Raw genomic sequence first — 22576 nt, 5'->3', positions numbered from 1 at the left:
CGACAAAGTACGAAGGGCCTTTATTCAACCGTCTGCTTTGTGTGTGGGGCATGGGGCCGAGTCTGTGGTCAGCGTTTGTAAACCCGCCGCTCCGCCTCGATGGCCTGCAAGACTTCCTGGATGTCCTTGGTCAGTGTGCGGATCTCGTCCAGGTCGGTGGTGTGCTTGAGCTGGGTTTTGAGCTTGTCCAGGCGCATTTCGTAGTACACCTCGCGCACCCGGGCCATGGCCACGGTCAGGTGGGCCTCGAGGTTGACTCGATCGAAACTGGGGCTTTTCATGAGCACATCAATCAGCCGGGCCCCCTCCCCCCGCTGCTCGAAGTGCTTCAGGATGCGGCTTTTGCCCTGTTCGGAGCGGGCCGCCTGCATGAAGTCGGCCAGCAGGCTGCCCTCCGGCGGCCAGGTGTGGTCTTCGACGTACAGCGCCCACTGCACGAACTCCTCCTCGGGCACCGAGTACAGCAACGCAATCACATCCAGTTCGCGCAGCAGGCGCTTTTCGGTGAGGTCGGGGCGGCCTAAGCCCAGGCTGGCCGACCGGTCGGCACTGCCGCCGGGGGTGCGGCGCGGGGAAGCCGAACGGGCCCGGGCCAGGTAGTCTTCCAGCGCACGGGGCGAAAGCTCCAGCGCGCCAATCACCTTGGCCTTGAGCTTCTCGACCACCCGGTCAAAAGGCTCACTCGAGACCAGGCGCGGCTTGAGGGCCTCGAGCACTTTTTGCTTGTGTTCGGGGCGGCGCAGATCCAGCCCGCTGGCCGCGACCTCGAAGCGGTACTCCACCTCAGACCAGGCCGCTTCCAGGGCTGCTTCAAAACGCTCTTTGCCATCCGGCACCTGGAGCAAGTCGCCGGGGTCTTTGCCCCCCTCCAGCAAAACCGCATACACCACAAAGCTGCGGGCAATCTCCAGATTCAGGCTTTGCAAAGTGGCCTTGCGTCCGGCCTCATCGGCATCGAAGGCCAGGTAGAGTTCGGCGGCGTCGGCCCGCTTCAGGAGATGGGCCTGCTCAGCCGAGAGCGAGGAACCCAGCACCGCCACCGCCTCGCTAAAGCCCATCTGGTGCAGCGCAATCACATCAAAAAGCCCCTCCACCACCACCGCCCTTCCCCGCGCCCGGATGGCTGCGCGGGCCTGAGGGTAGCCGTAAAGCAGAAGGCTTTTCTTGAACAGGGCTGTTTCGGGTGAGTTGAGGTACTTGGGGTTATCGTCTTTCGCCAGGGCCCGGGCGGTAAAGGCCACGATACGGCCCAGGGCGTCGTGGATGGGAAAGGTGATGCGGTTTCGGAAACGGTCAAAAAAGCGTCCCTCGCGCTCCACCAGCACCCCCGCCTCCAGGGCCTCCTGGGGGCTAACCCCCTGCGCGTGCAGGTGCTTGAGCAGGCCGTCCCAGGCGGCTGGCGCATAGCCCAGGCCAAACTGCTCGATGGATTCGGGGGTCAGGCCGCGGGCTTGCAGGTACTCTCGGGCTTCGCCCCCCAGGTGCTCGCGGAAGTAGGCCTGGGTCAACTCCAGGATTTGCAGGGCTTCCTTGCGGGCAGACGAGCGCCCCCGGTACTGCGGCAGCTCCACCCCGGTTTCCTGGGCAAGGCGCTCCAAGGCTTCCCGGAACTCGATGCCCTCAATCTTTTGCAGAAAGGCGAAGATGTCGCCCCCATTCTTGCAGCCAAAGCAGTAACACAGCCCCTTGGCCTCGCTGACCTGAAAGGAAGGGGTTTTCTCCTGATGAAAGGGGCACAGGCCCTTCCAGGTACCCTTTCCGCTGGGTTTGAGCACCACATACCGCCCGACCAACTCCTGAATGGGCATCCGGGAGCGAATCAGTTCGATGGCCTGGGCAATCTGGGTATCCATGGCTGGCAAAAGGGGGCGGCCCGAATCAGAGCCCCATTCTAACGCGCGGCAGGCTCCGGGCCTCCGAAACTAAAGACGCGAAGCAAATGCCGCCAGGAGCGACCATTGGGGGTGGTTCGGGCGTTGACCACCGCCTCGGTGGGCCCGGTCGCCAAAGGTGAGCAGGCTGCTGTCGTGCGACTTCCCTTCCCCACATCCCTGCCGCAGACGCACCCCCGGCGCTTGGGCTGCAAGCCGGGGAAGGAGCATCCTCACTCCGACGCTTCGGAGCGCAGCTCCAGGCTCATGACCGGCTTACGGGCAAACCACCGGGCCCAGACCCCCAGAATTCCATGCCCGCGGAAATGGTGGGTGACCAGAGCAGGTTTTTCTCCCTGGACAAGCCCCAGCAAAAGCGTTTTCCAGAGCTGGGCCAGGCGTGTTCGAGCCTCGAAATCCAAAAGGCTCGAGGGTTCCCTTCCCTCGGCCAGCAGCAACTGGGCCCGAAGCAGGCGGGCGAAGCCGTGCTGCACTTCAAAACCCCGGCCCGCTGCCTGACTCAGCACATGGTGCGAAAGGGCCAGGGCCTTTTTGGGGTATTGGGCCTGCTGGGCCAGGCCCAGGGCCAAAAGCGCAAAGAAATAGACGCTTGGGCTGTGGCTCTGCCGCGCCAGGAGCACCGCTCTGCGCAAGTGGGCCACCCCCTCCTGCCGCTGGTACCACTTGCGAAGCCCCAGCGCCAACTCACAGAGGGCCCCCACTTCGGGGTCTTTGATTCCCTCCAGGCCCCGAACCAGGCGTTGCAGCATGAGCCAGTTCTGCCGTCCGGGGGCCAGGGCGTAGGCCAGGGCCAGGTGGGCCAACAGACCGGGTGAGGGCACTCGAGCTACCGCAGACTCGCCGAAGTAGAGCGCATCTTCGAGCTGGCCCGACTCGATCAGAAAGCGCAGCCGAACCCGGCTCACCTGCTCGACCACCCCAGGGGGCGCACCCTCGAGCAGAAGCAGGCTTTCCTCGAGCAATGCGGCTGCGACCTCGAACTGGCCCATGTCCATCCGCAGTGCAGCCAGGCTGCTGTTGTAGAGGCTGCAGAACCAGGGGGGCAACACGTCTCCGGGAGGCTGGCCCAGGGCCTTGAGGGCTTCGGCCAGCCGGAACTGCCGCCAGAGCGCCTCGGACAGAATCTGTCTGGCTTCAAAGCACTCGGCAGGGCTGTGGCCGAAATCATTGAGGTAGGCCTCGCTTTCGGCCTGAGCCCGCTCAACCTGCCCGGAGCGCAACCAGGCCCGCGCCCACACCAGCTTGGCAGAACCCTCGAGGTGGGCCGGTAGCCCTTCCAGCATCGTCTGAGCTGCGTCAATCGGAAGGGTACGGGCCAGCGCAAGGGCCAGCCGCGGCTCCACGATTTCGTTGGGCATGGGGTATTCCATCAGGTCGGCCTGCCCCAGGGCCAGGCTGGCCTCGAGGCGGATGGCCCAGGCCCGCTGGCGCAGGTTAACCGGCAATTCGGGGGTTTGCAGGGGAAGACCGGCCAGGTCGAGGGCCTCGTTGTAGCGACCCAGGGCCAGGTGGGCCTCGGCTGCCTCGAGCGCAGCCTGCCAGCGCACGTTGCCCTCGGCCAGGCGCAGGGCCTCCAGGTAGCCCAGCATGGCCCCCGAGTAGCGTTCCTCGTTCCAGGCCTGTTGCGCCACCACCCGCCACATCCGGTAGGCGGTGACGGTGTCGCCGGCGGCCTCGAGGTGGGTGGCGGCCTCGGCCAGACGACCCTGGCGCTGGTACCAGCGGGCCGCCTGCTGGTGCCAGTTCTGCACCTGCTGCCCCCCTACCTGACCCAGGGTGGCTTCCCGCAACCAGGGGATGGCAAAGCGCAGTTGCCCTTGTTCGTCGGCCTCCAGGAAACCCTCCCCCACCAGTCGGGTCAGGTCGGCCTCCTCGCCCACCAGGTGCCGCACCAGCTCGGGCGGGGCCGTTGAGCCCAGCACCGCCGCTGCTTGCAAGGCCACCCGGGCCAGCCGGGGCAGGCTGTCCAGCCGGGGCTGGTAAAGCGGAATGGGCTCGGGCTCCCCGCTGCCGGTCAGGCTCAGGGCCTGCACGGCCAGCGGATAACCGCCGCTGGCCTCCGCCAGGTGCAGGCTGGTTGCGGGCCCCAAATCGGGGCGGGCCCGCAAAATCAGGCGCTGGGTGTCCTCGAGGGAAAGCGGCTCCAACGGCAGGGGGATCAGGTCTTCAGCCGCCTCCCAGCGGTTTTGCCGGGCCACCAAAAGCAGCATGACCCCTGGGGGCGCAGGCCGCCGGGTGAACTCGAGCACCGTCGGGTCGGCGTTGTGCAAATCATCGAGCACCACCACAATCGGGCCATCCTGGGCTATCCGCGCCAGCAGGGTCCACCAGGTCTGCACCAGCAGGCTGTCCAGCTCATCGCTGGGCAGACCGGGGTGCTCTTCAATCCCGATGCTGAAGTCCAGAATGGTTCGCAGGTGCTCGGGAAGCTCGAGCTGCCTGAGCCGCGCAAGTCCGTCAACCAGCAGCTTTTGCAATCCCTGACGCAGGGCATACCGCAAGGCCACCCCGGCGGTCAGGCGCGGCGCCACCACCCCCCGCACCCCTTCGGGTAGGGTCTCGACGAAGTGCTGGGCCAGGTGCGACTTGCCCACCCCCATGGGGCCAAAGAGCACCACCCGCCGCCCCACCCCTTCCCGGACTGCTTGCAAGGCCTGCCGCAGGGTTTGCACCTCCCGTTCGCGGCCCAGCACATCGGGCGGGTCGGAGCGCAAACCCAGGTAGCGAAAGGGAACCAGCGGCTCGGCATACCCCTTGAGGGGCTGGGGGGGAAGGGCTTCGGTCAACGCCCCGGGCACTAGCCGCATGGTGGTGGCATCGCACCAGACCTCGCCGGGCGGGGCGGCTTGCGACAGGCGCTGTGAGAGATTGACCGCGGGGCCCAGCACGGTCTGATCGCCCGCCAGTCCCCCGCCCAGGGGCGTTCGCAGCACCAGTCCACTAGCCACCCCGGCCCGCCCCGGCAGGGTACTGGAGGCCACCATGGCCTGCGCGGCCTCCAGCGCTGCCCGCGCATCGGATTCCTGGCTGCGCGGCACCCCAAACACGGCCAGAAAGCCATCGCCAAAAAACTTATCAATGTGCCCCCCATATAGCCGCACGTGGTTGGCCGCCGTTTGCAGGGCGGTATTGGCGGCTTGCCAGGTGTCCTCGAGGGGGTGAGCCAGGGCGTACTCGGTAAAGCGCGAGAGGTCAAAAAACACCGCACTCACCCAGCGCCGCTCCTGCACAAACGTCCCTCCGGGCAACAGGGTATTGCCACAGCGGGCACAGCTCTCTTCACCGGCAACATTGGTGTGGCCACAACGCGGACAAATCATAGGGTAGAACCACTACAAACAAATGTTTCTCGATGCAACCAGAGATATACAGTATACGCCGCCCGGTGAACTTCTTCGTTCAAACGGAGCATGTATTGCCCAACACGCTCAAGTATAGAGGGGTTCGACCGGATTTCGCCATCTCAAAACGCCTGTCATCGAACGCTGGCCCTGAACCGGCAATTTGCCGTTGCAACTAACTCCGGCCCGAACGCCCTTCACCCGGCTTGGGGTATCGCCACCCCCTTCCAAAATGGGGAGCGGCATTTTAGAAATCACCGGAGCCAAACGCCCTGGCCCCCATCACGGTTGCAGAGCAGCGCTCTATCCCCACAGCAAGACCCCACCCGGTATGGCCCAGGTCATCCGAGGGAATACCTCGAGGGCTCTCATCACGCCCTTCACAGACGTGGCTGCCCACGAACACGAGAGTGCCCGAGACGCATGTGTTCGAATGTTCAGGTGGCCCCTGTTTTGTTCAGGACAGAGCTTTCTGGTGGTCGAATGGCTCATAGTGTGGAAAGGGCGTTCTGGACTCCAGCCAAATTTCGCGCACCGCCCGAGCCGTGCCGCTGCAACAGCCGCCTTCTTCAGCGTGGGTCACGTCAGGCCCCTGCTCCGCGCATGCGAAGCAGGAGGGCTTGTTTGCCCCCGCATCAGCGCGAATAGGAATCGGGGCGAAACACCATCAGGGGGGCGCGCAGTTGTACCGAAACCCAGCTACCAAGGTCGGGGGGGTTTGGAGCCGCCAGAACCGCCTGCAAGGGGGTTTCGTTGCCGGGCCCCTGAACCTGCAATACAAAAAAAGCCTTGTTCAAAACGGCCTCCACCCGTCCCGTCATCTGATAGCGCCCCCCACCCAGATGCTGCAAGGCAGGGGTGGTTTGGGTGGCCTCCCAGTGCTCGACCTGCCCATGCACAATAAGGGGCGTCTCGCTGCCTGAAAAAGGAACCAGGGTGCGGTCAAAAGCAAATAGAGGGCCTAGCGGGGTGAGCACCTCGAGCAGCGGGCTCCCGAGCGGTTCGGGGCTCACCGGCCAGGTCTGGGCATAGGCTGAAAAGCGCTCCCAAAAATACTCCGGACTCTCCTCAAGCGTCACACGATTTGGGCGGATCGCCGCTTCCATGATGCTCATGATAAGGCTCCCTCGGGTTATCGCCGAGTCGCGGTGCGGGCGGATATGACAGTACTGTGTCACACAAAAGCCCGCACAACCATACCCGCACAAGGAGCAAGTGTGGGTTCCCAACGCCTACCCCCGAGCCCTAACCCCTGCTTCGACCCACCGCTTCAATCGGGTGCAAGGTGTCTCTCCGACCACAAATGCCCCACCGCTGTCGCCTCTTTGACGACGGCTTGATAGCCGGGGATGGGGTTCGGCCTTGTGCCGTTATCGAGGCCGAGCCTGGCAGGCGGCCCAACTGAGATGGCAGCCCCCGGCAAACCTTTTGTGTGATCGGGTTAAATCGGACGCGACTCGGTTCCAGAGCGGGGCGGGTAACGCCCCGTTCCGCTCAAAAGGGAAAGGGTGGGGGAAGGCCGATAAAAGCCAGGGCAGGAGGGCAAGGGAACAGCCCGCCACCACAGGCCTCTATTCGCGTTGAACCTCTGCCGCGTTGCCGGAAAGGTCGTTGGAGCCGACCGCAACTTCGGCATACCGCGCAATCCGGATGGCCGCGCCTTTGTTGGCGGTAATCTGGTTGGCCTCCACCCGAACCCTGGCCCGATCCTGCACCTCGAGGCCGTGCAGGCCATTCTCGGCCAGGGTATTGCCCTGCACCACCGCTTCGCTCAGGCTACGAACCACAATGCCGCAGAGGATATTCCGCAAAACCTGGTTGGCCTCGAGCAGGGGCGTCGCTCGCTGATCCACCAGGATTCCATGGGTCTGGTTGGCCTCGAGGGTATTGGCCCGAGCGCTGCCCGACGACTGCTCCAGATAGGCCAGGCCCGCCATCCCGCTGTTTCGCACGGTGTTTTTCTCCAGGGTGGGCTTGCTGCGTCCGAGCAGGGCAATGCCGTACGTGCCGCTCTGCTCGATGGTGTTGCCCCAAGCGCTCCCGGCGGCCTCGTCGGTGTAGACGAGCCCGTGCTCGGGATGATCCAGAAGGCGGTTTTCCCCCAGGACTGGCCGGGCCTCCTGGCTGACCACAACGCCGGAGGGGCGGTTCTTTTCCAGCAGGTTCTTGCGGGCCTCACCCCCTGCACGCTCGAGGTACCACAGACCACCCCGTCCATTCTCCCGAATGGTATTGTCTTCCAGCAGCAGATTGCTCTCCCCCATCAACACCAGGCCCTGGAGGCCCTGTCCTTCCACGGTGTTGCCCGTGAGGGTTCCGCTGGTTTTGCCTCGAAAAACCAGCCCGGCCCCTCGGTTGGCGCGAATCAGGTTGTTTTTTAGGTCGGCAGTTGCCTGACCCAGCGCCAGCAGACCGGCCTCGGCGTTGGCCTCGAGCAGGCTATTGGATAGCTCCAGACGGGCCTGTCCGGAAAGCCAGAGGCCCTGCCCCTGGTTTTCCCGAGCGGTAAGGTTCTCGGCGACAATCTGGGCGTTCTCATCGGCTTCCAGGCCGTTGCCCCGGTTGGCCCGGAGGATAACCTCGTGCAGCGTCCCCTGGCTTTGTCCGTAGAGCAATAGCCCCGCGCTTTCGTTGGCCTCGATAAGCCCACCCTCGAGCGACAGCCGGGCCTCCCCGGCGGCCTCGATGCCGCGCAACTGGTTCTGGCTCACCAGGGCGCCCCGCAGGGTGAGCCGAGCGTTGCCGGAAACAAAGATGCCCACCCCCAGCCCGGCCTCCTGGCGGCTGGTGCGACCCCCCCGAACACTTGCATTGACCAGCTCGAGCTCCCCCCGCCGCACCTGCACCACATCGGCAGCAGCCTGCCCCCGGTACACGATGGAAAGGTTTTGCACGCTCAGCCTGCCCCGGCCCGTGTAACGCAACACGAACCCGCCGCCCGAAGAGACCAGGCGGGTCTGCTCGCGTCCCTGCCCCACCAGGTTGAGGGTGTTGGCAACCTCGAGGCCCCTGGGCAGCACATACTCCCCGGCAGCTAGCGTCACCGTACTTCCCTCGGGGGCCCGGGCCAAAATAGAGGCGAGGTCGGCGCCCGGTTTGGGCGTTGGGGTAAAGGGCTGGCCCAAAAACTGCGAGGCCCCGCGTCGGTTGCCGGAAAAGGTGTTTTGCCTGAGGGTTGGGTTGGCCGTGGCCTCTACATACACACCCCACAGGCGGTTGAAGCGCAGGGTATTGCCCTCGATCAGGGGCCGGGCCTGCCCGGTCACGTAGATGCCGTGGGCGTTGTTGCGCTCGATGGTGTTGCCCCGCACCTCGCCCCTGGCCTCGTCGTAAAACGCTACCCCGGCGTCGCGGTTCCCGCGCACCACACTCCCCTGCAACACCACCTGGGCCTCTTCGCTCACATCCACCCCGTGCAGCTCGTTGTTCAAAAACTCGCTGCTTCGCAAGGTGACCCGGGCGCTTCCGCGCACCCAGATTCCGTCGCCCCCCTGGCCCGACTCGAGCTCCAGCCGCCCCCCCTGGAAGCGGCACTTCTCGAAGACGGCCTCGCCTCCGCCCACCACCACCACATTGGCCACGCGCGAACCAAAGTGTTCAAAGCTCAAGCCCACCGCACTGAAGCGGCCCCGCACGTTGACCGAAAGGACAAAGCTGGCTGCATCGGAGCGAATCCGGGTTCTGTCGCGCCCCTCGCCCTGGAGCACCAGGGGCTTGCCAATCTCCAGGCCCCGCGCCAGACGATACTCACCTGCCTCGAGGCGCAGCACCGCCCCCGCCGGCGCCTCGGCAATGGCCCGGGCCAGGTCGGCTCCCCGGGGCACCGCAATCGGGCCGGACTGGGCCCAGGCCAGGGAAAATAGCCACAGGACGTTACACCAAAAGCCACGCACCTGCCCAATCTACCACCTGTGGCCCACCAGGCCGTTAAGTTCCAACCCGCTGCCCACAACCTAATCTCGGGGCGCAGGCAGGCGCAGGCCCAACCAGCGGCTCGAGAGTCGCAGGCCGATGGTCACCAGCGCGCCCAGCACCACAGCCAGCGCCGAGTAGGCCGGCAGAAAGGTGTAAATCAGAAACACCACCGCCGCACCGCCACTCGCCGCCGAGGCATAGAGGTCGCGGTTGCGGTAAAAGATTCCGGGAATCTCGCCCGCCAGCACGTCGCGCAGCACCCCGCCCCCCACGCCCGAAACTGTGCCCACAAACACACACCCCCAGAAGCCCAGTCCAAAGGCCAGGGCCCGCTCGGCGCCCAGCGCGGCAAAAAGCCCCAGGCCCAGGGTGTCGAAGTAATAGATGGGGCGCTCCAAACGGCCCAGGCGGCGGTAAAAGCGCCAGACCCCCAGCGCCACCAGAAAAACCAGCCACAGCACCGCCTCGTTGCGCAGCGACCCAGCCGGTAAAGAGCCAACCAGCACGTCCCGGATGGCCCCTCCCCCAATTGCGGTCACCCCGGTCAGCACAATGATGCCCACCAGGTCGAAGCGCTTTTGCACGGCCACCAGGGCCCCCGAGACCCCAAAGGCCAGCAGGCCCATCCAGGCCAGCAGGTCGAGCAATTGCCAGTGCTGCATCGGAAGTCACCCGTTTTGAACCTTCGCCCGGCTTGTCGGATGCGGGACTCAGCCTTTTTCGCCCTGCTTTTCCGGGAGGGGCTCGAGCACCACCGTCGCCCGGCACTGGACATGGTCGGGAGCCAGCCCCTCGGAGGTCTTGAAGGTCAGGCCCACCCTCCGCTCGGGCAGTCCGGTCAGGGCTGCCAGGTTTTGCTGGATTTCCACGCGGTGCGGCCCCAGCCTGGGGCGGTCCAGCGTCACCACCGCCACCAGCTGCAAAAGCCGGTAGCCGCTCTCGCGGACCTTTTGCAGCACCACCTCCAGTATCACCCGGCTTTCCAGGCCCCGCCACTTGGGGTCGTTATCGGGAAAGTAGCTGCCGATATCCCCCAGCGCAAAGGCCGACAGCAGAGCGTCTGAAAGGGCGTGTAAAATCACGTCGCCATCGGAGTGCGCTACCGCCCCGCGCTCGCTCTCGATGCGCACCCCTCCCAGCCAGAGCTCGCGCCCTTCTGCGAGGCGGTGCGAATCTTCGCCATAGCCGATCAGGGGTGATGGAAGGGTGGGTCTATCTGCCACGCCCCTATCCTAACTTTTTTGCCTCCAAAGCCAAAAGGTCGGCCACCGGCTGCCCCAGCGGAGCGCCCTGCATGACCCTTGCTCGGACCCATTGCATACCTGAGGTCGGGAGCAGGCGCCGGGGAACCCACGCCCTACTTCCGGGCTGAAAGGATTGGGGTACGCCGAAAGCGGGTACTGCCCATTCCCCGCTGGGCTTGACCAGGCACAGGCCCGCTCCTGTGCAACAACCATAAAAGGCCATTTTGTGGAGGCATGGCGCATGACGAAGCCAATGAGGGGCAGGGCCAGCACTCGGGTTTGACCTGCGCGATGAGGGGAGCTGGAAGCCAGACCCCTGCAAGGTTGGCCTCGAGGACAAATGGAGCGGCGATGGGTATGGGGGGCAGCAGTTTGGGGCCCAAGCCCGCCTGCATCCCCGGCCCCTTTTAGAATGAGCCCATGGCAATCTACATGGTCTATGAAGACGCACTGGCCCTGATGAAGCGCTGGACACCCTCCGAAAGCCTGCAAAAGCACATGATGGCGGTGGAGACTGCCATGCGAGCCTATGCTCGAAAGTTTGGCGAGCCCGAGGAAAAATGGGCCATAACCGCCATTTTGCACGACTTCGACTACGAAAAGGCCCCCGAAACCCACCCCTTCAAGGGCGTGGAGATGCTCCGCGAGATGGGCTACCCCGAGGAGGTGCTCGAGGCCATCCTGGGCCACGCCGACGTGCCCGAGCACCCCCGCACCACCCGCATGGCCAAGGCCCTGTTTGCAGTAGACGAGCTGGTGGGCCTGATTACAGCCGCAGTCTACGTGCGGCCCGACCGGAGCATTCTGAGCCTGGAGCTAAGCAGCCTGAAAAAGAAGTTCAAAGACCGGGCTTTTGCGGCCAGGGTGAACCGCGAGGGCATCGTGCGGGGGGCCGAGGAGCTGGGGGTGGACCTCGACGAGCACCTGGCCTTCGTGCTCGAGGCCCTGAAGCAGGACGCAAAGCGGCTTGGGCTGGCCTGAACCATGCCGCAGTTCAACCTAGGGTAGGCTGATGGGGTGAACCTCCTGCGCGGGTGGCTATGGGCGCTGGCCCTCCTGGGGCTGGCCTGGGCGAAGAGCTACTCCCTCGAGCGGGTCGAACAGGAGGTGTACCTGGAGGCCGATGGCCGGGTGCGGGTGGTGGATGTGCGCACCTGGCGCTTCGAGGGGGCCTTTCGCGAGGTTTTTCTGGAGATTGACCCCCGCCGAGGGGGGCAGGTGCGCTTCGAAGAGGCCAGCGCCCTCGACGATGGCCGACCCATCCGCTACGAGGTGCAGGGCAACCGCATCAGCCTGACCGCCGGCCCCCCCGACCCCTCGGGCAACCTGCCGGTGCTGGCCGAGAACCAAAGCCGCACCTTCCGAATCCGCTATACCCTCACCGGCGAGGTCACCGTGGCCCGCGATGCGGCGCTTTTCGACCGGCAGGTGCTGGAACCCTTTCATGCAGCGGTGGATAGCTACCTCTTGCGCATCCATGCCCCGCAGGCCGTGCCGGAGCGGTTCCGGGTCTTCATATTCACCGGGCGGGGGCGCTTAGGAACGCTCGAGTTCGACCAGGCCAAACGGGTCGCCACGGTGCAGCTAGCCCCGGTGAGCCAGGACGAGTTCGTGCGGGCGCGGGTTATTCTGGATGCCCGGGCTTTCAACTTCCGCAGCCTGAACGAGCCCCGCTTCGAGCAGTGGCTCAAGGAGACCGAGGCCGAAACCCGGGCCTTCCGCGAGCGCGCCCGCAGGCTCATTGAAAACCAGCAGGTGCCCGGCTGGGCCTGGGGGCTGGCCGCTGGGCCGCTGGGGCTATTCCTGGTGCTGGCTGCGCTCTTCACCCAGGCCTACCAGCGCTATGGCCGGGAACCCCGCACCGAAGAGGTGGGCCGCTACTACCGCGAACCCGCCGAGCCAATCCCGCCCGGAATGGTGCCCTATGTGATGACCCAGACCGACCCCGGCCCCGAGATGCTGGGCCGGATGATTTCGGCCACCCTGCTCGATTTCGCCCGGCGGGGCTCGGTGGAGCTTATCCGTCACGAGAACACAGGCCCGCTGGGGCTCTTTGGCGGAACCGAGACCCATTTCAAACTGGTGGCCCTGCCAGAAGATGCCACCGGCCTGGAAATCGAGGTCTGGAACCTGCTGCGGGCCGTTGCCGGGCAGGAAGGGGTGGTGCGGCCCGACGCACTCAAGAAGTACTTCCAGCAGCACCCGAGTCTGCTGACCAGCCTGAGCCGCCGCCCGAGGGCCATCTACGAGGCGGCGCACGGAAAGCTGCTGGACGAAAACAGTGGGCGGGCCGCGGTGCGCTGGGGCGGGTGGTCGGTGGGGCTGGGCTTTTTATTCTTGCTGCTCTCGCTGACCCTGGGCCCCATTTTGCTGGATCGGCTGGGCGAACCCCTCTGGGTCGGGGTTCTCATGGGCAGCGGGGTACTCTCGGGCATCGGCCTGCTGGTAATGGGTTTGCTGGCCTTCAACGTGCTGACCCGCTGGATGCCGGACAAACTGCTCAACGCCCGGCGCTGGCGGGCTTATCGCAACTTCCTGGCCGATTTTTCACAGATGGAATCGGCGCCCCCGGAACACTTCAAAATGTGGGACTATCACTTTGTCTATGCCGCTGCTCTGGGGGTGGCCGAGCGTTACCTGCGGAATTTGAGGCAGATTGCCCGGCGGCGGCCCGAGGTGATGACCGCGCCGCGCTGGATTCCTGGCTCGCCCGGCCAGGCGGCCCAGGTGGCTTCGAGCCACGACATGCTGGAGCAAATCAGCCGTATGACCGGGGGCCTCGAGCAGATCACCCGCAACCTGGAGAGCCTCGAGCGGGCCCTCAAACCTTCTTCCGGTGGCGCTGGCGGGGGCTTTGGGGGAAGCTCGAGCGGGGGCTCTTCCGGTGGCGGCGGTTCCAGCGGGGCCCGATAATGGGACACAAGGAGGCATGAAGCATGGAGATTTTGTTGATTCTGGTTCTGCTGGTGGTCGCTCTTTTCATCTTCTACTACAACCGCATCATCACCCTGGAAAATCGTGTTAACAACGCACTTTCCCAGGTAGACGTGCAGCTCAAGCGGCGCAACGACTTAATCCCCAACCTGGTCAACGCCGTCAAGGGCTACGCCGCCCACGAGACCGGGGTGTTCGACCGCGTGACCCAGGCCCGCGAACGCATGCTCGCTGCGGGCAGCATCGAGGAAAAGTCGGCGGCCTCCAACCAGCTCACCCAGGCCTTGCGCAGCGTGTTCGCCATCGCCGAGGCCTACCCCGCGCTCAAGGCCGACGCCAACTTCCGCGAGTTGCAGGAGCAGCTCGAGGAAACCGAGAACAAAATCGCCTACTCCCGGCAGTTCTTCAACGACACCGTGCTGGACTACAACAACACCGTCACCACCATCCCTGGCATGTTCGTGGCCCAGCCGCTCGGGAAGCGGCCCAAGCCCTTCTTCGAGACCGACGAAGCCACCCGCCAGGTGCCCAGCGTGAATTTTTAGAGCTTGAGCGCTCTGCACATATTTAGGATCGTTCGCATTCGAGAAAGCCGAGGAACAGCGGCGCCAGGAACCCGCAACCCAGGCCTGGGTCTGGCCCACACTTGAGAGCGCAACATGCGTCCAGGCCCAGACACATGCCCGTTTTCACGGGCGGTCGCGAATGTGAAGGGTGCGATGGGGCCGCCCTCCCGCTTTAGGCCCGGTTTTTCCAGGGTTGCACAAGCTCTTGGCCAGGCCTCAAACCGCTTGCTTTTTTAGCTCAACCAGGGCATCGGCCACCTCGAGGGCGTGCTCGTCGGGCCTGACTGTCTCCCATATTTTCGCAACGCGGCCCTCGGGGTCTATCAGGAAGGTTTGCCGCAGGACACCTTCGTATTCCTTGCCCATGAAGCGCTTGAGGCCCCAGGCTCCATAGGCGCGAATCGTCTTTTGGTCGGGGTCGGAGAGCAGCGGAAAGTTGAGGCCGTACTTGCCATGAAACTTCCGGTGGCTTTCCACAGGGTCGGCAGACACCCCGAACACCACCGCCCCCAGCTCTTCCAGGCGACCTTTTTCGTCACGGAAGTTGCAGGCTTCCTTGGTGCAGCCTGGGGTGTCGTCTTTGGGGTAGAAATAAAGCACCACCCACCGCCCCCGGTAGTTCGATAGCGTATGCGTGTTTCCTTCCTGGTCGGGCAAGCTAAAGTTTGGTGCAGGGTCGCCAACGTTCGGCATAGCAAGTGAATCATAACCCAACCCCCATAGCCCCCAGTGTTGCCTGCGCTTCAAGCCCCCGCTGTTCAGGTCAACTGCACAAAGTCAGTTCGTACCCTACCCCCTGCGCGAGAAGGCAGCAACTCCCCTTACTCTCCCCTACCTTAGGGGCGCCCCATAGATTCACCACAGGGTGTTTGCGTCATGGGTGGTGGCAATGGCGCATCGCCGCGGATGGGGGCTGCAACCTGGATTTGACTGCAAAAACCCTTCCGCCTGCTCCGCATACGCCATCCCAAAACGACAAGTGCAGCGTGGGTTGCCGCGGGTGAGGGGATTGGCTGGCATCGAGTCGGGCTAGCCAAGCTTGTAACCGAACCGGCGCAAAATGTCCTTGCGCCACTGGACATCTTCCTCGGTCTCGACCCCGAGCGGCTTATATCCATCCAGAACCCCCAGGATGCCGCGCTGGTCGTCTTGTTCGGCCACAATCACCGAGAGCGGGTTGGCTGTGGCGGCAAAAATCCGCACCACTTCGGGGGTGGCCCTCACCGCATGGAGCACATTGATGGGGAAGAAACCCTCGCCCAGCACAATCAAGAAAGAATGGCCCGCCCCGATGGCCTGGGCGTTGCGCGCGGCCAGCTCGACCAGCTCCGCCGAAGTGCCACTCTTGCGGATCAGGCGCTTGCCGGAGGCCTCGCAAAAAGCCAGCCCAAACTGGATGCCTGGCACCGCCGTCACCAGGGCTTCGTGCAGGTCCTCGACCGTCTTGATGAAGTGGCTCTGACCCAGAATAACGTTCAGATTGTCCGGGTTCTCAATCCGTACAACTTGAAGTTCCATGCCCTATTTAGGCACACTGAACTTCACCAGGTCAATGGTTCCACCATCCGGGGTGGCGTAGCGGACGATGCCCACCCCAGGAACAAAAAATATCTCCATCACCTGACTGCCACCGCCGCTGGTGACGGTGGAGGTGCGAATCACGTAGGCGTTGAAGCGGCCCGCCGGAACATTGACCCCCTCGATGCGCAAGACCTTGCCCAGCAGGGCCACACTCTGGCCGCCGAAATTGCTGCGCCCACCCCACTCCTGCCCCAGCACCAATGGGGGAGCTGGATACAGTTGCAGAGGGGGGTTGTAGCGCTGCACCGCCTGCCCCACAATCAAACCCTCCAGAAGCACCCCTTTGTCCGGGGTGTAGCGCAGCAGGTCGGCGCTGACCGGCTGATTGGCGAGCCGTCGCTCGAACACCAGCATGCCGTTTTGCTCCCGCGTAAACACCTGCTCCATGCCGGAGGAATAGGTCCAGGAGTAGCCAATGCCATTGGGGTAGTAGGCGGTAGGCGCCGCCAGCACCCCCAGCAGCAGCCATGCAAAAGTCAAGAAGCGCTTCATCCTTATTCATGCTACGCCCCGCTGGGGAAAGTTAACGTGCATTCGGCCCGAACCCAGGCCCCATTCGGGGTCGCGGTGGTTCTTTCGGCTGAGCGACGCTCGGGTGAGTTGCCATTGCAAACCGAGGACGGGGCGCTACTCTTCCTTTCCCAGTTCGTGCCCGCGCAGGGTCGCGGCTTCCACCGCCTCAATCAGGGCCGCCCGGACTGCCCGGGCCTCGAGGGCCGCCAGACCGTGAATGGTGGTGCCGCCCGGGCTGCTGACCTCGTCCTTCAGCACCGCCGGGTGCTTCTTTCGCAGGAGTTCGCCGGTGGCAATCAGGACATCGGCGGCAAGGCGCAGCGCCTGAGACCGTGGAATGCCCAGCTTGACCCCCCCATCGGCCAGGGCTTCCGCCACCACCGCCACATAGGCCGGAGCCGAGGCCGACATACCGGTAAAGGCATCGAACAGGCGCTCGGGCAGGTCGTAGACATCGCCCACGGTGGCAAACAGGTTTCGCGTGAACTCCAGATCTCCGGCTTCTTCGGCTTCGCGGGGGCCGGTAATGGCGGTGGAGCTTTTACCGATGGTGGCCGCCAGGTTGGGCATACACCGCACCACCCGCCGGGTGCCCAGCCGACGCGAAAGCACTGCGGTGGAAACCCCGGCCATAATGGAGATATAGCCAATGTTGGGATGGGCCACCTGCGGGGCCAGGGCCGCAAGGTCTTTGGGCTGTACGCTCAGCAATATGCGCTCGCAGCGCCGCAGGTCTTCCAGGCGCAAAGGGCTGACACCGGTCTCGCGGGCTACTTCCTGGGCACGCTCGGGGGTATCCAGAATCCCAATCTCGCTGGGCTCGAGCATCTCCGCCCGCAACAGGCCCTCCAGAATGCTTTTACCCATCTTGCCCACTCCCACAATCGCCAATTTCATGGCCCCAAGTCTAGCAGCAAGCGAGCAGCGGGGGCTAGGTTTCATGCTGCTGGCCGGGCCGCTTCCTCTTCCTAACCCAGGGCAACACCGGCCCTGCGGAGGATGCACACTGGCCAATGCGGTAGGGCCAGGCAAGGGCCTTGCTGGCATCCTATGCCAAAGAGCGGGCTTCTGGCTTCCCTCACTGCTATACTCCTCTGGTGCTGGTGCTTGCACTCGACACCGCCACGCCTTATTTGGTTTTGGGCCTACCCCATGCCGAGCGGGCCGTTCGCCTGGGGCGCCGCCACGCCGAGGTGCTGTGGGGGGAACTCGAGGCTTTCCTGCACCAGGCCGGCATTGGGCTGCCTGACCTGGACGGAATCGCCGTGGGGCGGGGGCCGGGCTCCTATACCGGGCTGCGGGTGGGCATTGCGGCGGGGTTGGGGCTGGCTCGAGGCCTGGGGGTTCCGGTCACCGGGGTAGATACCCTGGAAGCCACCGCCCTGCGCTACCGGGGAGCGGTCACGGTAGCCCAGACCACCCGCAACGGGCTTTGCTACACCGCCAGCTACCAAATTGAAGAAACCAGGTCAGAAACCCTCCAAGCCCCCCATCGCAGCCGACTGGACGTCTTGCAACCCACCGGGCTGCTGGTTCTCGATCAACCCCCCTCGGGCAGGGCTCTGGCCCACCTCGGCATCAAAGCCTTTCAGGCCGGGCGCATTCTGGTTGAGCCTCTGTACTTATGACCCTCGAGGCGTACCACACCCTGCACAAAACCCCCGTCCCCGGAGGGCACCTCTACGTCAAACCGGGGGCACGGGGGCTGGCCGATCCCGCCTACGAGCTGCTGGCGCGCTGCCTGGAGCCCTGGGGTGAAACCGCCCTCGACCTCAACCCGGGCATCGGCCTGGTCACCCATGCCCTGCGCCAGTCTGGGCTTGTGACGCAAGCCATCGAGACCTCGAGGGCGGCCCTGCGCTGCCTGACAGCCAGTTTTGGCGATTCCATCAGGCTCACACGGGGACTGCCCTGGGAAACCGAGCCTGCCTCAACCGACCTGGTTGCCCTGGTTCTGCCCGCCAACCGGGGGACACGGTACGTGGAATTATCGTTGCTGGGAGCGGCCCAAGCCCTGCGGAGCGGGGGGCGGCTTTGGATAGCTGGCAGCAAGGACAAGGGCTTCGAGCGCTATTTCAGGCTGGCCCAGGAGTTGCTGGGCTATGGCCAGCTGGTCAGGCGCGAGGGCGCTTTGCGGGTGGCGGTGCTGGAAAAAGAGAAACCTGCCCCCGAACGACCCGCCCCCTGGCAGTCCTTCACCTGCGAGGTTCAGGGCCAGACCCTGCATTTTGCCTGTTTACCCGGGGTTTTTTCCGGTGGGCACCTTGACCAAGGCAGCGCCATGTTGCTGCGGGCGCTGCCCGACCAGCCGGGCCACGTCCTGGACATCGGCGGGGGGTATGGCGCCCTGAGCCGCCCCCTGGTGGGCCGGGCTCGGAGCCTGACCCTCCTCGAGGACGACTGGCCCAGTGTGCTATCGGCCCGGCACAACTTGGGTCAAGAGGCCACCGTGCTGCATTCCGATGTGGACGAGGCCTTGACACCGGGGCAAACTTTCAATACCATAGTGTCCAACCCCCCGTTTCACGTGGGGGGCCTTGTCGTGCTAGAAACCGCCATTGCATTTGTGGAAGCCGCCTACGCCCGCCTGGAGAGGGGCGGGAAGTTTTATCTTGTGGCAAACCGTTTCCTCCCCTACGAGCCCTTGCTCGAGGCCCGCTTTGCCACCGTGCGCACCCTGGCCGTGGATAGCCACAAAGTTCTGCTGGCCCACAAGTTGGATTGAAGCCGCTGCAGTACCGGCATCGCCGGAGGCCCTGGGCCCCTCACTGGGAGGTGAACCGCTTGAGCAAGAGCAAGACCGCTGCGAGCACGAAGGGACGATCCCCTTCGGGACGGACGGGCGTCCGTGCACCCACGGGGCGTTCCCCTTCGGAACACAGCGCACCCCGCACACCCGAGGGAAAAAATGTCCTCAAAACCACCAAATCGAAAGTCTCCGGCACCAAGAATCCCCCTGCCCCTGCAACCCCCGTAGCAAAAACCAAAGCGGCCCGCAGCGAGACCCTCGCCCAGAGCAAAGGGGCCTCTCAACCGCTCAAGCAATCCGAGCGCCCGCTCAAGACTGCCCCCAAGTCGCCTGCCAAGTCCTCCCGTAAGGCCAACATGAGCAGCAAAGCGAAAGTGACCCACAAAGCCAAAGCGTCTAGCCAAACGGCGACCAAACCCCAAGCCGATACGCCCACCAAGGCCCAAAAACCCAAGAAAGCGGTTGCTCGAAGCGAGCCTGCCCTCCAGCCCACCACCGCAGGGGCCAGCGCCAGCAAATCCGCCAAAGCCCAACCCAGGCCTGCCCAGAAGACCGCCCAACCCGGCGAAAGCAGGGCCAAGGGTGCCAAAACTACGGGACACAAGCCAAAACCAACCGCCGTTTCCGAGTCCAAACCCGCCGTCAAAACGTCTTCCAAGCCTATGCCGCAAGCGTCACCCAAATCCACCAACAAATCGGCAAAAGCCCCGGCCAAGCCCAAAGCCGCTAACGAAACCAAAACGGCCCGCAAGCCCACTCCAGGCGAATCTGCAGCCAAAGCGAACAAGAAGGCCCGGCCCGAACCAAAAGCTCCCAAACCGGAGCCCAAGGCAACCACCAAGCCGCCTGCAGCCAGAACGCCCGCAGCCCCCAAACCCAAGGCTTCGGCGCCCAAAGCCGCGTCCAAAAGCGCCACCGCCGTTAAGGAGGCCGAAGTTCTGCCGGAAGAAGACCTGGTGCTGGAAGCCGATGAACTCGAGGCCCCCGACCTCGAGATCGCCGATGTGGACGACCTCGAGGCCCCCGACCTCGACGCGCTGGTGCCCCCTGCGCCCAAGGCCGGCAAGCTGGCCGCCGTAGCGCTCGTGGAGGAGGATATCAGCGAGGACGTGCTGGAGGCCGACCTCGAGGATCTCGACATGCTCGAGCCCGACTTTGAGCTCGGCACCCTGCCGGTGGAGGAGGTCGAGGAGGAGCTTGAAGAAGACCTGCCGCTGCCGCGCATCTCCACCTCCGATCCGGTGCGGCAGTACCTGCACGAGATCGGACAGGTGCCCCTGCTGACGCTGGAGGAGGAGATCGACCTGGCCCGCCGCGTCGAGGAGGGGGTGGCCGCAGCCCAGCGGCTGGCCGAAGAGACCGGGCTGGACGCCGAGCTGATCCGCCATGTGCTGCGCAGCCAGGTGCAGGGCAGCAGCCGCATCGCCAACATCCCCGGCACCGAGCTGCGCATTGACCCCGACACGGTGCAGGCCGTAGATGGTCGGCTGCGGGCCTTGCCCCGCGAGGTCAAGCGTCACCTGCACATCGCGCGGGATGGCGAAATTTGCCGCCAGCACCTAATCGAGGCCAACCTGCGGTTGGTGGTCTCCATCGCCAAGAAGTACACCGGCCGGGGGCTTTCCTTCCTCGACCTGATCCAGGAGGGCAACCAGGGCCTCATTCGGGCGGTGGAGAAGTTCGAGTACAAGCGCCGCTACAAGTTCTCCACCTACGCTACGTGGTGGATTCGCCAGGCCATCAACCGGGCCATCGCCGACCAGGCCCGCACCATCCGCATCCCGGTGCACATGGTCGAGACCATCAACAAGCTGACCCGCACCGCCCGCCAGATGCAGCAGGAGCTGGGCCGCGAACCGGCCTACGAGGAGATCGCCGAGGCCATGGGCCCCGGCTGGGACGCCAAGAAGGTGGAGGAAACCTTCAAGATTGCCCAGGAGCCGGTAAGCCTGGAGACCCCCATCGGCGACGAGAAGGACAGCTTCTACGGCGACTTCATCCCCGACGAGCACATGGCCTCGCCGGTGGACTCCGCCGCCCAGAGCATGCTCTCGGAGGAGCTGGAAAAGGCCCTGGGCAAGCTCTCCGAGCGCGAGGCCATGGTCTTGAAGCTGCGCAAGGGCCTGATCGACGGGCGCGAGCACACATTGGAAGAGGTGGGGGCCTACTTCGGGGTGACCCGCGAGCGCATCCGCCAGATCGAAAACAAGGCCCTGCGCAAGCTCAAGTACCACGAGAGCCGCACCCGCAAGCTGCGGGACTTCCTGGACTGAAGCCTCAGGCCACGACTCCAGCAGATCGCCCTGAAGCCCAGACGGCTCGAGGCCACCCGAGACTACTACCAAGAAACCCTGGGGCTCCCCAGGGTACGCCACGACGGTGCGGGCGGCGCGGTGTGGGTTAACGTCCCCGATGGCTTTGTCCTGCGCTTTGACCGAACCACCTCGCCCCCCGACCCCGGTACTCTGACCTACCTGGGCCCCCTGCTCGAAGACTTTGCCCAGGTGGATGCCTGGTACGAACGGCTCTCGGCCCGGCTCCCCATCGAGCACGACCTGCGCGAGACCTACCGCCAGCAGCAGGGCCCTTACGGCTTCATCCTGCGCGACCCCAACGGCTGCGCCATAAAGGTGTTCAAGTACCACCAGCCCTGAGGTTGGCAGGTTTCTCATACTCGTGGTTTAGGCTTGGGCCTCGAGGTGATGTGTGAAACGCTATCTGCTTGCCGGAATCGCAGCGCTGGCCCTTTTGAGTGGGTGCTCGAGCGCTCCCCAGGCCAAACTTCAGGCTTCCATCGGTACCTACAAGGCCGCCACCACCGGTCGGGCCTACATCCTGGTGCTCAGGCCCCAGCAGCAGCCCAACAGCATTAATGTGAGCGTGAGCGGCCCGGGCGGCTACAACGAGACCCTCACCCTGCAAAGCGCTTCGGCCCGGACACCCTCGGGGGTCTGGTGGGAGTTTGGGTGGGACGCCTCCAAAACCCTCACCAGCGGCACCTACACCTTTTCAACCACCCTCGACGGCCAAACAGTGCAGGTCAGCGTGAGCGTGGATGCCAGCGCCGTTCTGGCCCAGCCCACGGTCAGCATCGGCAGCAACCCCACCACCAAGGCGGTTCAGGCCTCCTGGACGGCCAGCAGTGGGGCCACAGCCTATCTGGTGCGCCTGGTCAACCGCACCACCAACACCGTGGTCGCCCGCAACCTCATCGCGGCACAGAGCACCAGCTTTAGCAACCTCAACCTGAACCCCGCCCATTCCTATGCGGTGGAGGTCTATGCCGCCAGCAGCAACATCAGCACCGACCCCCCCCTCGTGCCCGGCCAGTTCAACCTGGCCCTGGGGGAGAGCGCCCCTTTTACGGTCACCCCTGCCCCCTAGACCGGGCCAGGTTCGCCTCTCACCGTTTGTACGGAGATCTGGAGACAAAAGCATGGGTGACCTGGCCGCGCAAGTTCAAACCTACCTGCAAATCTACGACCCTTTAGGCATGGGCGAGTTAGCCCCCCTCGAGGCGCTTTATGGGCCGGTGGTGGCCGAAATCGTGGAAAAACTATCGGCTGTCCAGAGCGCCGAGGAGGCCGCCGAGGCCATCCACCGGGTGCTCTACCTGACCTACGGCAACCAGGCCGGCCATGTGCGCAACTACGCCGACCTGGGCCGCGACCTGTTCAGGCTGGTGCGCTCGAGTTCCTGAGCGCTGCATGGTGCATGAGGCCCTATCGCGCCGTGGCCGCACACGAAAACGAGAAGGGACAAAGAGACGGGCCTCACCGAGGTGAGGCACGCTGGTCTGCGTTGCGTCTGGGCCGAGACGCATGTTTTCGAGTTTCCAGGC

19 protein-coding genes are annotated in these 22576 nt (G+C 64.6%); 9 read left to right on the top strand and 10 right to left on the bottom strand.

Annotated features, from left to right (window positions below):
• Positions 1 to 68 precede the first annotated feature (68 nt).
• The 6 genes from dnaG to ispF form a co-directional block, all read right to left on the bottom strand.
• Complete coding sequence (gene dnaG / locus NZN28_RS01950; RefSeq protein ID WP_295395087.1) at positions 69 to 1853, bottom strand: DNA primase; 1785 nt, start codon at positions 1851 to 1853, stop codon at positions 69 to 71.
• A 251-nt stretch (positions 1854 to 2104) separates the two neighbouring features.
• Positions 2105 to 5122 carry an AAA family ATPase gene (locus tag NZN28_RS01945; RefSeq protein ID WP_295395086.1) on the bottom strand — a complete coding sequence of 1006 codons (3018 nt, stop codon included), beginning with the start codon at positions 5120 to 5122 and terminating at the stop codon, positions 2105 to 2107.
• Between the two features lie 746 nt (positions 5123 to 5868).
• Positions 5869 to 6348 carry a hypothetical protein gene (locus NZN28_RS01940; protein WP_295395085.1) on the bottom strand — a complete coding sequence of 160 codons (480 nt, stop codon included), beginning with the start codon at positions 6346 to 6348 and terminating at the stop codon, positions 5869 to 5871.
• 456 nt (positions 6349 to 6804) lie between these two features.
• Positions 6805 to 9126: a right-handed parallel beta-helix repeat-containing protein gene (locus tag NZN28_RS01935; RefSeq protein WP_295395084.1), complete on the bottom strand. Its 2322-nt coding sequence runs from the start codon at positions 9124 to 9126 to the stop codon at positions 6805 to 6807.
• Positions 9127 to 9186: 60 nt separating this feature from the next.
• Positions 9187 to 9810 carry a TRIC cation channel family protein gene (locus NZN28_RS01930; RefSeq protein WP_295395083.1) on the bottom strand — a complete coding sequence of 208 codons (624 nt, stop codon included), beginning with the start codon at positions 9808 to 9810 and terminating at the stop codon, positions 9187 to 9189.
• A gap of 48 nt (positions 9811 to 9858) precedes the next feature.
• Positions 9859 to 10371, bottom strand: coding sequence for a 2-C-methyl-D-erythritol 2,4-cyclodiphosphate synthase (gene ispF / locus NZN28_RS01925; protein ID WP_295395082.1), 513 nt, complete (start codon positions 10369 to 10371; stop codon positions 9859 to 9861).
• Between the two features lie 441 nt (positions 10372 to 10812).
• Here ispF and NZN28_RS01920 point away from each other — a divergent pair, with 441 nt between their 5' ends.
• Genes NZN28_RS01920 through NZN28_RS01910 form a run of 3 tightly spaced genes read left to right on the top strand, consistent with a single transcriptional unit; the run spans position 10813 to position 13871 of the window.
• Positions 10813 to 11373, top strand: coding sequence for an HD domain-containing protein (locus NZN28_RS01920; protein WP_295395081.1), 561 nt, complete (start codon positions 10813 to 10815; stop codon positions 11371 to 11373).
• 36 nt (positions 11374 to 11409) lie between these two features.
• The gene (locus NZN28_RS01915; RefSeq protein ID WP_295395080.1) at positions 11410 to 13305 is read left to right on the top strand and encodes a DUF2207 domain-containing protein; all 1896 of its coding nucleotides are present in this window, start codon (positions 11410 to 11412) and stop codon (positions 13303 to 13305) included.
• A gap of 23 nt (positions 13306 to 13328) precedes the next feature.
• Positions 13329 to 13871 (top strand): LemA family protein, encoded by a 543-nt coding sequence (locus NZN28_RS01910; RefSeq protein WP_295395079.1) that lies wholly within the window; start codon positions 13329 to 13331, stop codon positions 13869 to 13871.
• A 237-nt stretch (positions 13872 to 14108) separates the two neighbouring features.
• Here NZN28_RS01910 and bcp read toward each other — a convergent pair whose 3' ends face one another.
• The 4 genes from bcp to proC all read right to left on the bottom strand — a co-directional run bounded on the left by bcp (position 14109) and on the right by proC (position 16883).
• On the bottom strand, positions 14109 to 14585 hold the full coding sequence (bcp, locus tag NZN28_RS01905; protein WP_295395078.1) for a thioredoxin-dependent thiol peroxidase: 477 nt from the start codon (positions 14583 to 14585) through the stop codon (positions 14109 to 14111).
• 336 nt (positions 14586 to 14921) lie between these two features.
• On the bottom strand, positions 14922 to 15410 hold the full coding sequence (locus NZN28_RS01900) for an adenosine-specific kinase (RefSeq protein ID WP_295395077.1): 489 nt from the start codon (positions 15408 to 15410) through the stop codon (positions 14922 to 14924).
• 3 nt (positions 15411 to 15413) lie between these two features.
• On the bottom strand, positions 15414 to 15965 hold the full coding sequence (locus NZN28_RS01895) for a hypothetical protein (protein WP_295395076.1): 552 nt from the start codon (positions 15963 to 15965) through the stop codon (positions 15414 to 15416).
• Positions 15966 to 16100: 135 nt separating this feature from the next.
• Complete coding sequence (gene proC, locus NZN28_RS01890; protein WP_295395075.1) at positions 16101 to 16883, bottom strand: pyrroline-5-carboxylate reductase; 783 nt, start codon at positions 16881 to 16883, stop codon at positions 16101 to 16103.
• 200 nt (positions 16884 to 17083) lie between these two features.
• On the opposite strand from proC, the gene tsaB reads away from it, so the two are divergent.
• From tsaB to NZN28_RS01860, 6 genes are all read left to right on the top strand, one after another.
• On the top strand, positions 17084 to 17614 hold the full coding sequence (gene tsaB / locus NZN28_RS01885; RefSeq protein ID WP_295395074.1) for a tRNA (adenosine(37)-N6)-threonylcarbamoyltransferase complex dimerization subunit type 1 TsaB: 531 nt from the start codon (positions 17084 to 17086) through the stop codon (positions 17612 to 17614).
• Complete coding sequence (locus tag NZN28_RS01880; RefSeq protein ID WP_295395073.1) at positions 17611 to 18711, top strand: methyltransferase; 1101 nt, start codon at positions 17611 to 17613, stop codon at positions 18709 to 18711. Before tsaB ends, NZN28_RS01880 begins: the two co-directional genes overlap by 4 nt.
• A 686-nt stretch (positions 18712 to 19397) precedes the next feature.
• Positions 19398 to 21008 carry an RNA polymerase sigma factor RpoD gene (gene rpoD / locus NZN28_RS01875; RefSeq protein ID WP_295395072.1) on the top strand — a complete coding sequence of 537 codons (1611 nt, stop codon included), beginning with the start codon at positions 19398 to 19400 and terminating at the stop codon, positions 21006 to 21008.
• 24 nt (positions 21009 to 21032) lie between these two features.
• Positions 21033 to 21389: a VOC family protein gene (locus NZN28_RS01870; protein WP_295395120.1), complete on the top strand. Its 357-nt coding sequence runs from the start codon at positions 21033 to 21035 to the stop codon at positions 21387 to 21389.
• 52 nt (positions 21390 to 21441) lie between these two features.
• Complete coding sequence (locus NZN28_RS01865; protein ID WP_295395071.1) at positions 21442 to 22119, top strand: hypothetical protein; 678 nt, start codon at positions 21442 to 21444, stop codon at positions 22117 to 22119.
• A gap of 52 nt (positions 22120 to 22171) precedes the next feature.
• Positions 22172 to 22435: a DUF1871 domain-containing protein gene (locus NZN28_RS01860; RefSeq protein WP_295395070.1), complete on the top strand. Its 264-nt coding sequence runs from the start codon at positions 22172 to 22174 to the stop codon at positions 22433 to 22435.
• Positions 22436 to 22576 lie beyond the last annotated feature (141 nt).

Origin of the sequence: Meiothermus sp., assembly GCF_025056915.1 — a bacterium.
Taxonomy (GTDB): domain Bacteria; phylum Deinococcota; class Deinococci; order Deinococcales; family Thermaceae; genus Meiothermus.
This window is presented reverse-complemented; position numbering and strand designations above follow the sequence as displayed.

Excerpts from the sequence above, each read along its gene's own strand:
- proC (WP_295395075.1), bottom strand. The coding sequence starts at position 16,883 with ATGAAATTGGCGATTGTGGGAGTGGGCAAGATGGGTAAAAGCATTCTG.
- rpoD (WP_295395072.1), top strand. The coding sequence starts at position 19,398 with ATGCCGCAAGCGTCACCCAAATCCACCAACAAATCGGCAAAAGCCCCG.
- bcp (WP_295395078.1), bottom strand. The coding sequence starts at position 14,585 with ATGCCGAACGTTGGCGACCCTGCACCAAACTTTAGCTTGCCCGACCAG.
- NZN28_RS01860 (WP_295395070.1), top strand. The coding sequence starts at position 22,172 with ATGGGTGACCTGGCCGCGCAAGTTCAAACCTACCTGCAAATCTACGAC.
- NZN28_RS01920 (WP_295395081.1), top strand. The coding sequence starts at position 10,813 with ATGGCAATCTACATGGTCTATGAAGACGCACTGGCCCTGATGAAGCGC.
- NZN28_RS01900 (WP_295395077.1), bottom strand. The coding sequence starts at position 15,410 with ATGGAACTTCAAGTTGTACGGATTGAGAACCCGGACAATCTGAACGTT.
- NZN28_RS01910 (WP_295395079.1), top strand. The coding sequence starts at position 13,329 with ATGGAGATTTTGTTGATTCTGGTTCTGCTGGTGGTCGCTCTTTTCATC.
- NZN28_RS01940 (WP_295395085.1), bottom strand. The coding sequence starts at position 6,348 with ATGAGCATCATGGAAGCGGCGATCCGCCCAAATCGTGTGACGCTTGAG.
- dnaG (WP_295395087.1), bottom strand. The coding sequence starts at position 1,853 with ATGGATACCCAGATTGCCCAGGCCATCGAACTGATTCGCTCCCGGATG.
- NZN28_RS01930 (WP_295395083.1), bottom strand. The coding sequence starts at position 9,810 with ATGCAGCACTGGCAATTGCTCGACCTGCTGGCCTGGATGGGCCTGCTG.
- NZN28_RS01895 (WP_295395076.1), bottom strand. The coding sequence starts at position 15,965 with ATGAAGCGCTTCTTGACTTTTGCATGGCTGCTGCTGGGGGTGCTGGCG.
- NZN28_RS01880 (WP_295395073.1), top strand. The coding sequence starts at position 17,611 with ATGACCCTCGAGGCGTACCACACCCTGCACAAAACCCCCGTCCCCGGA.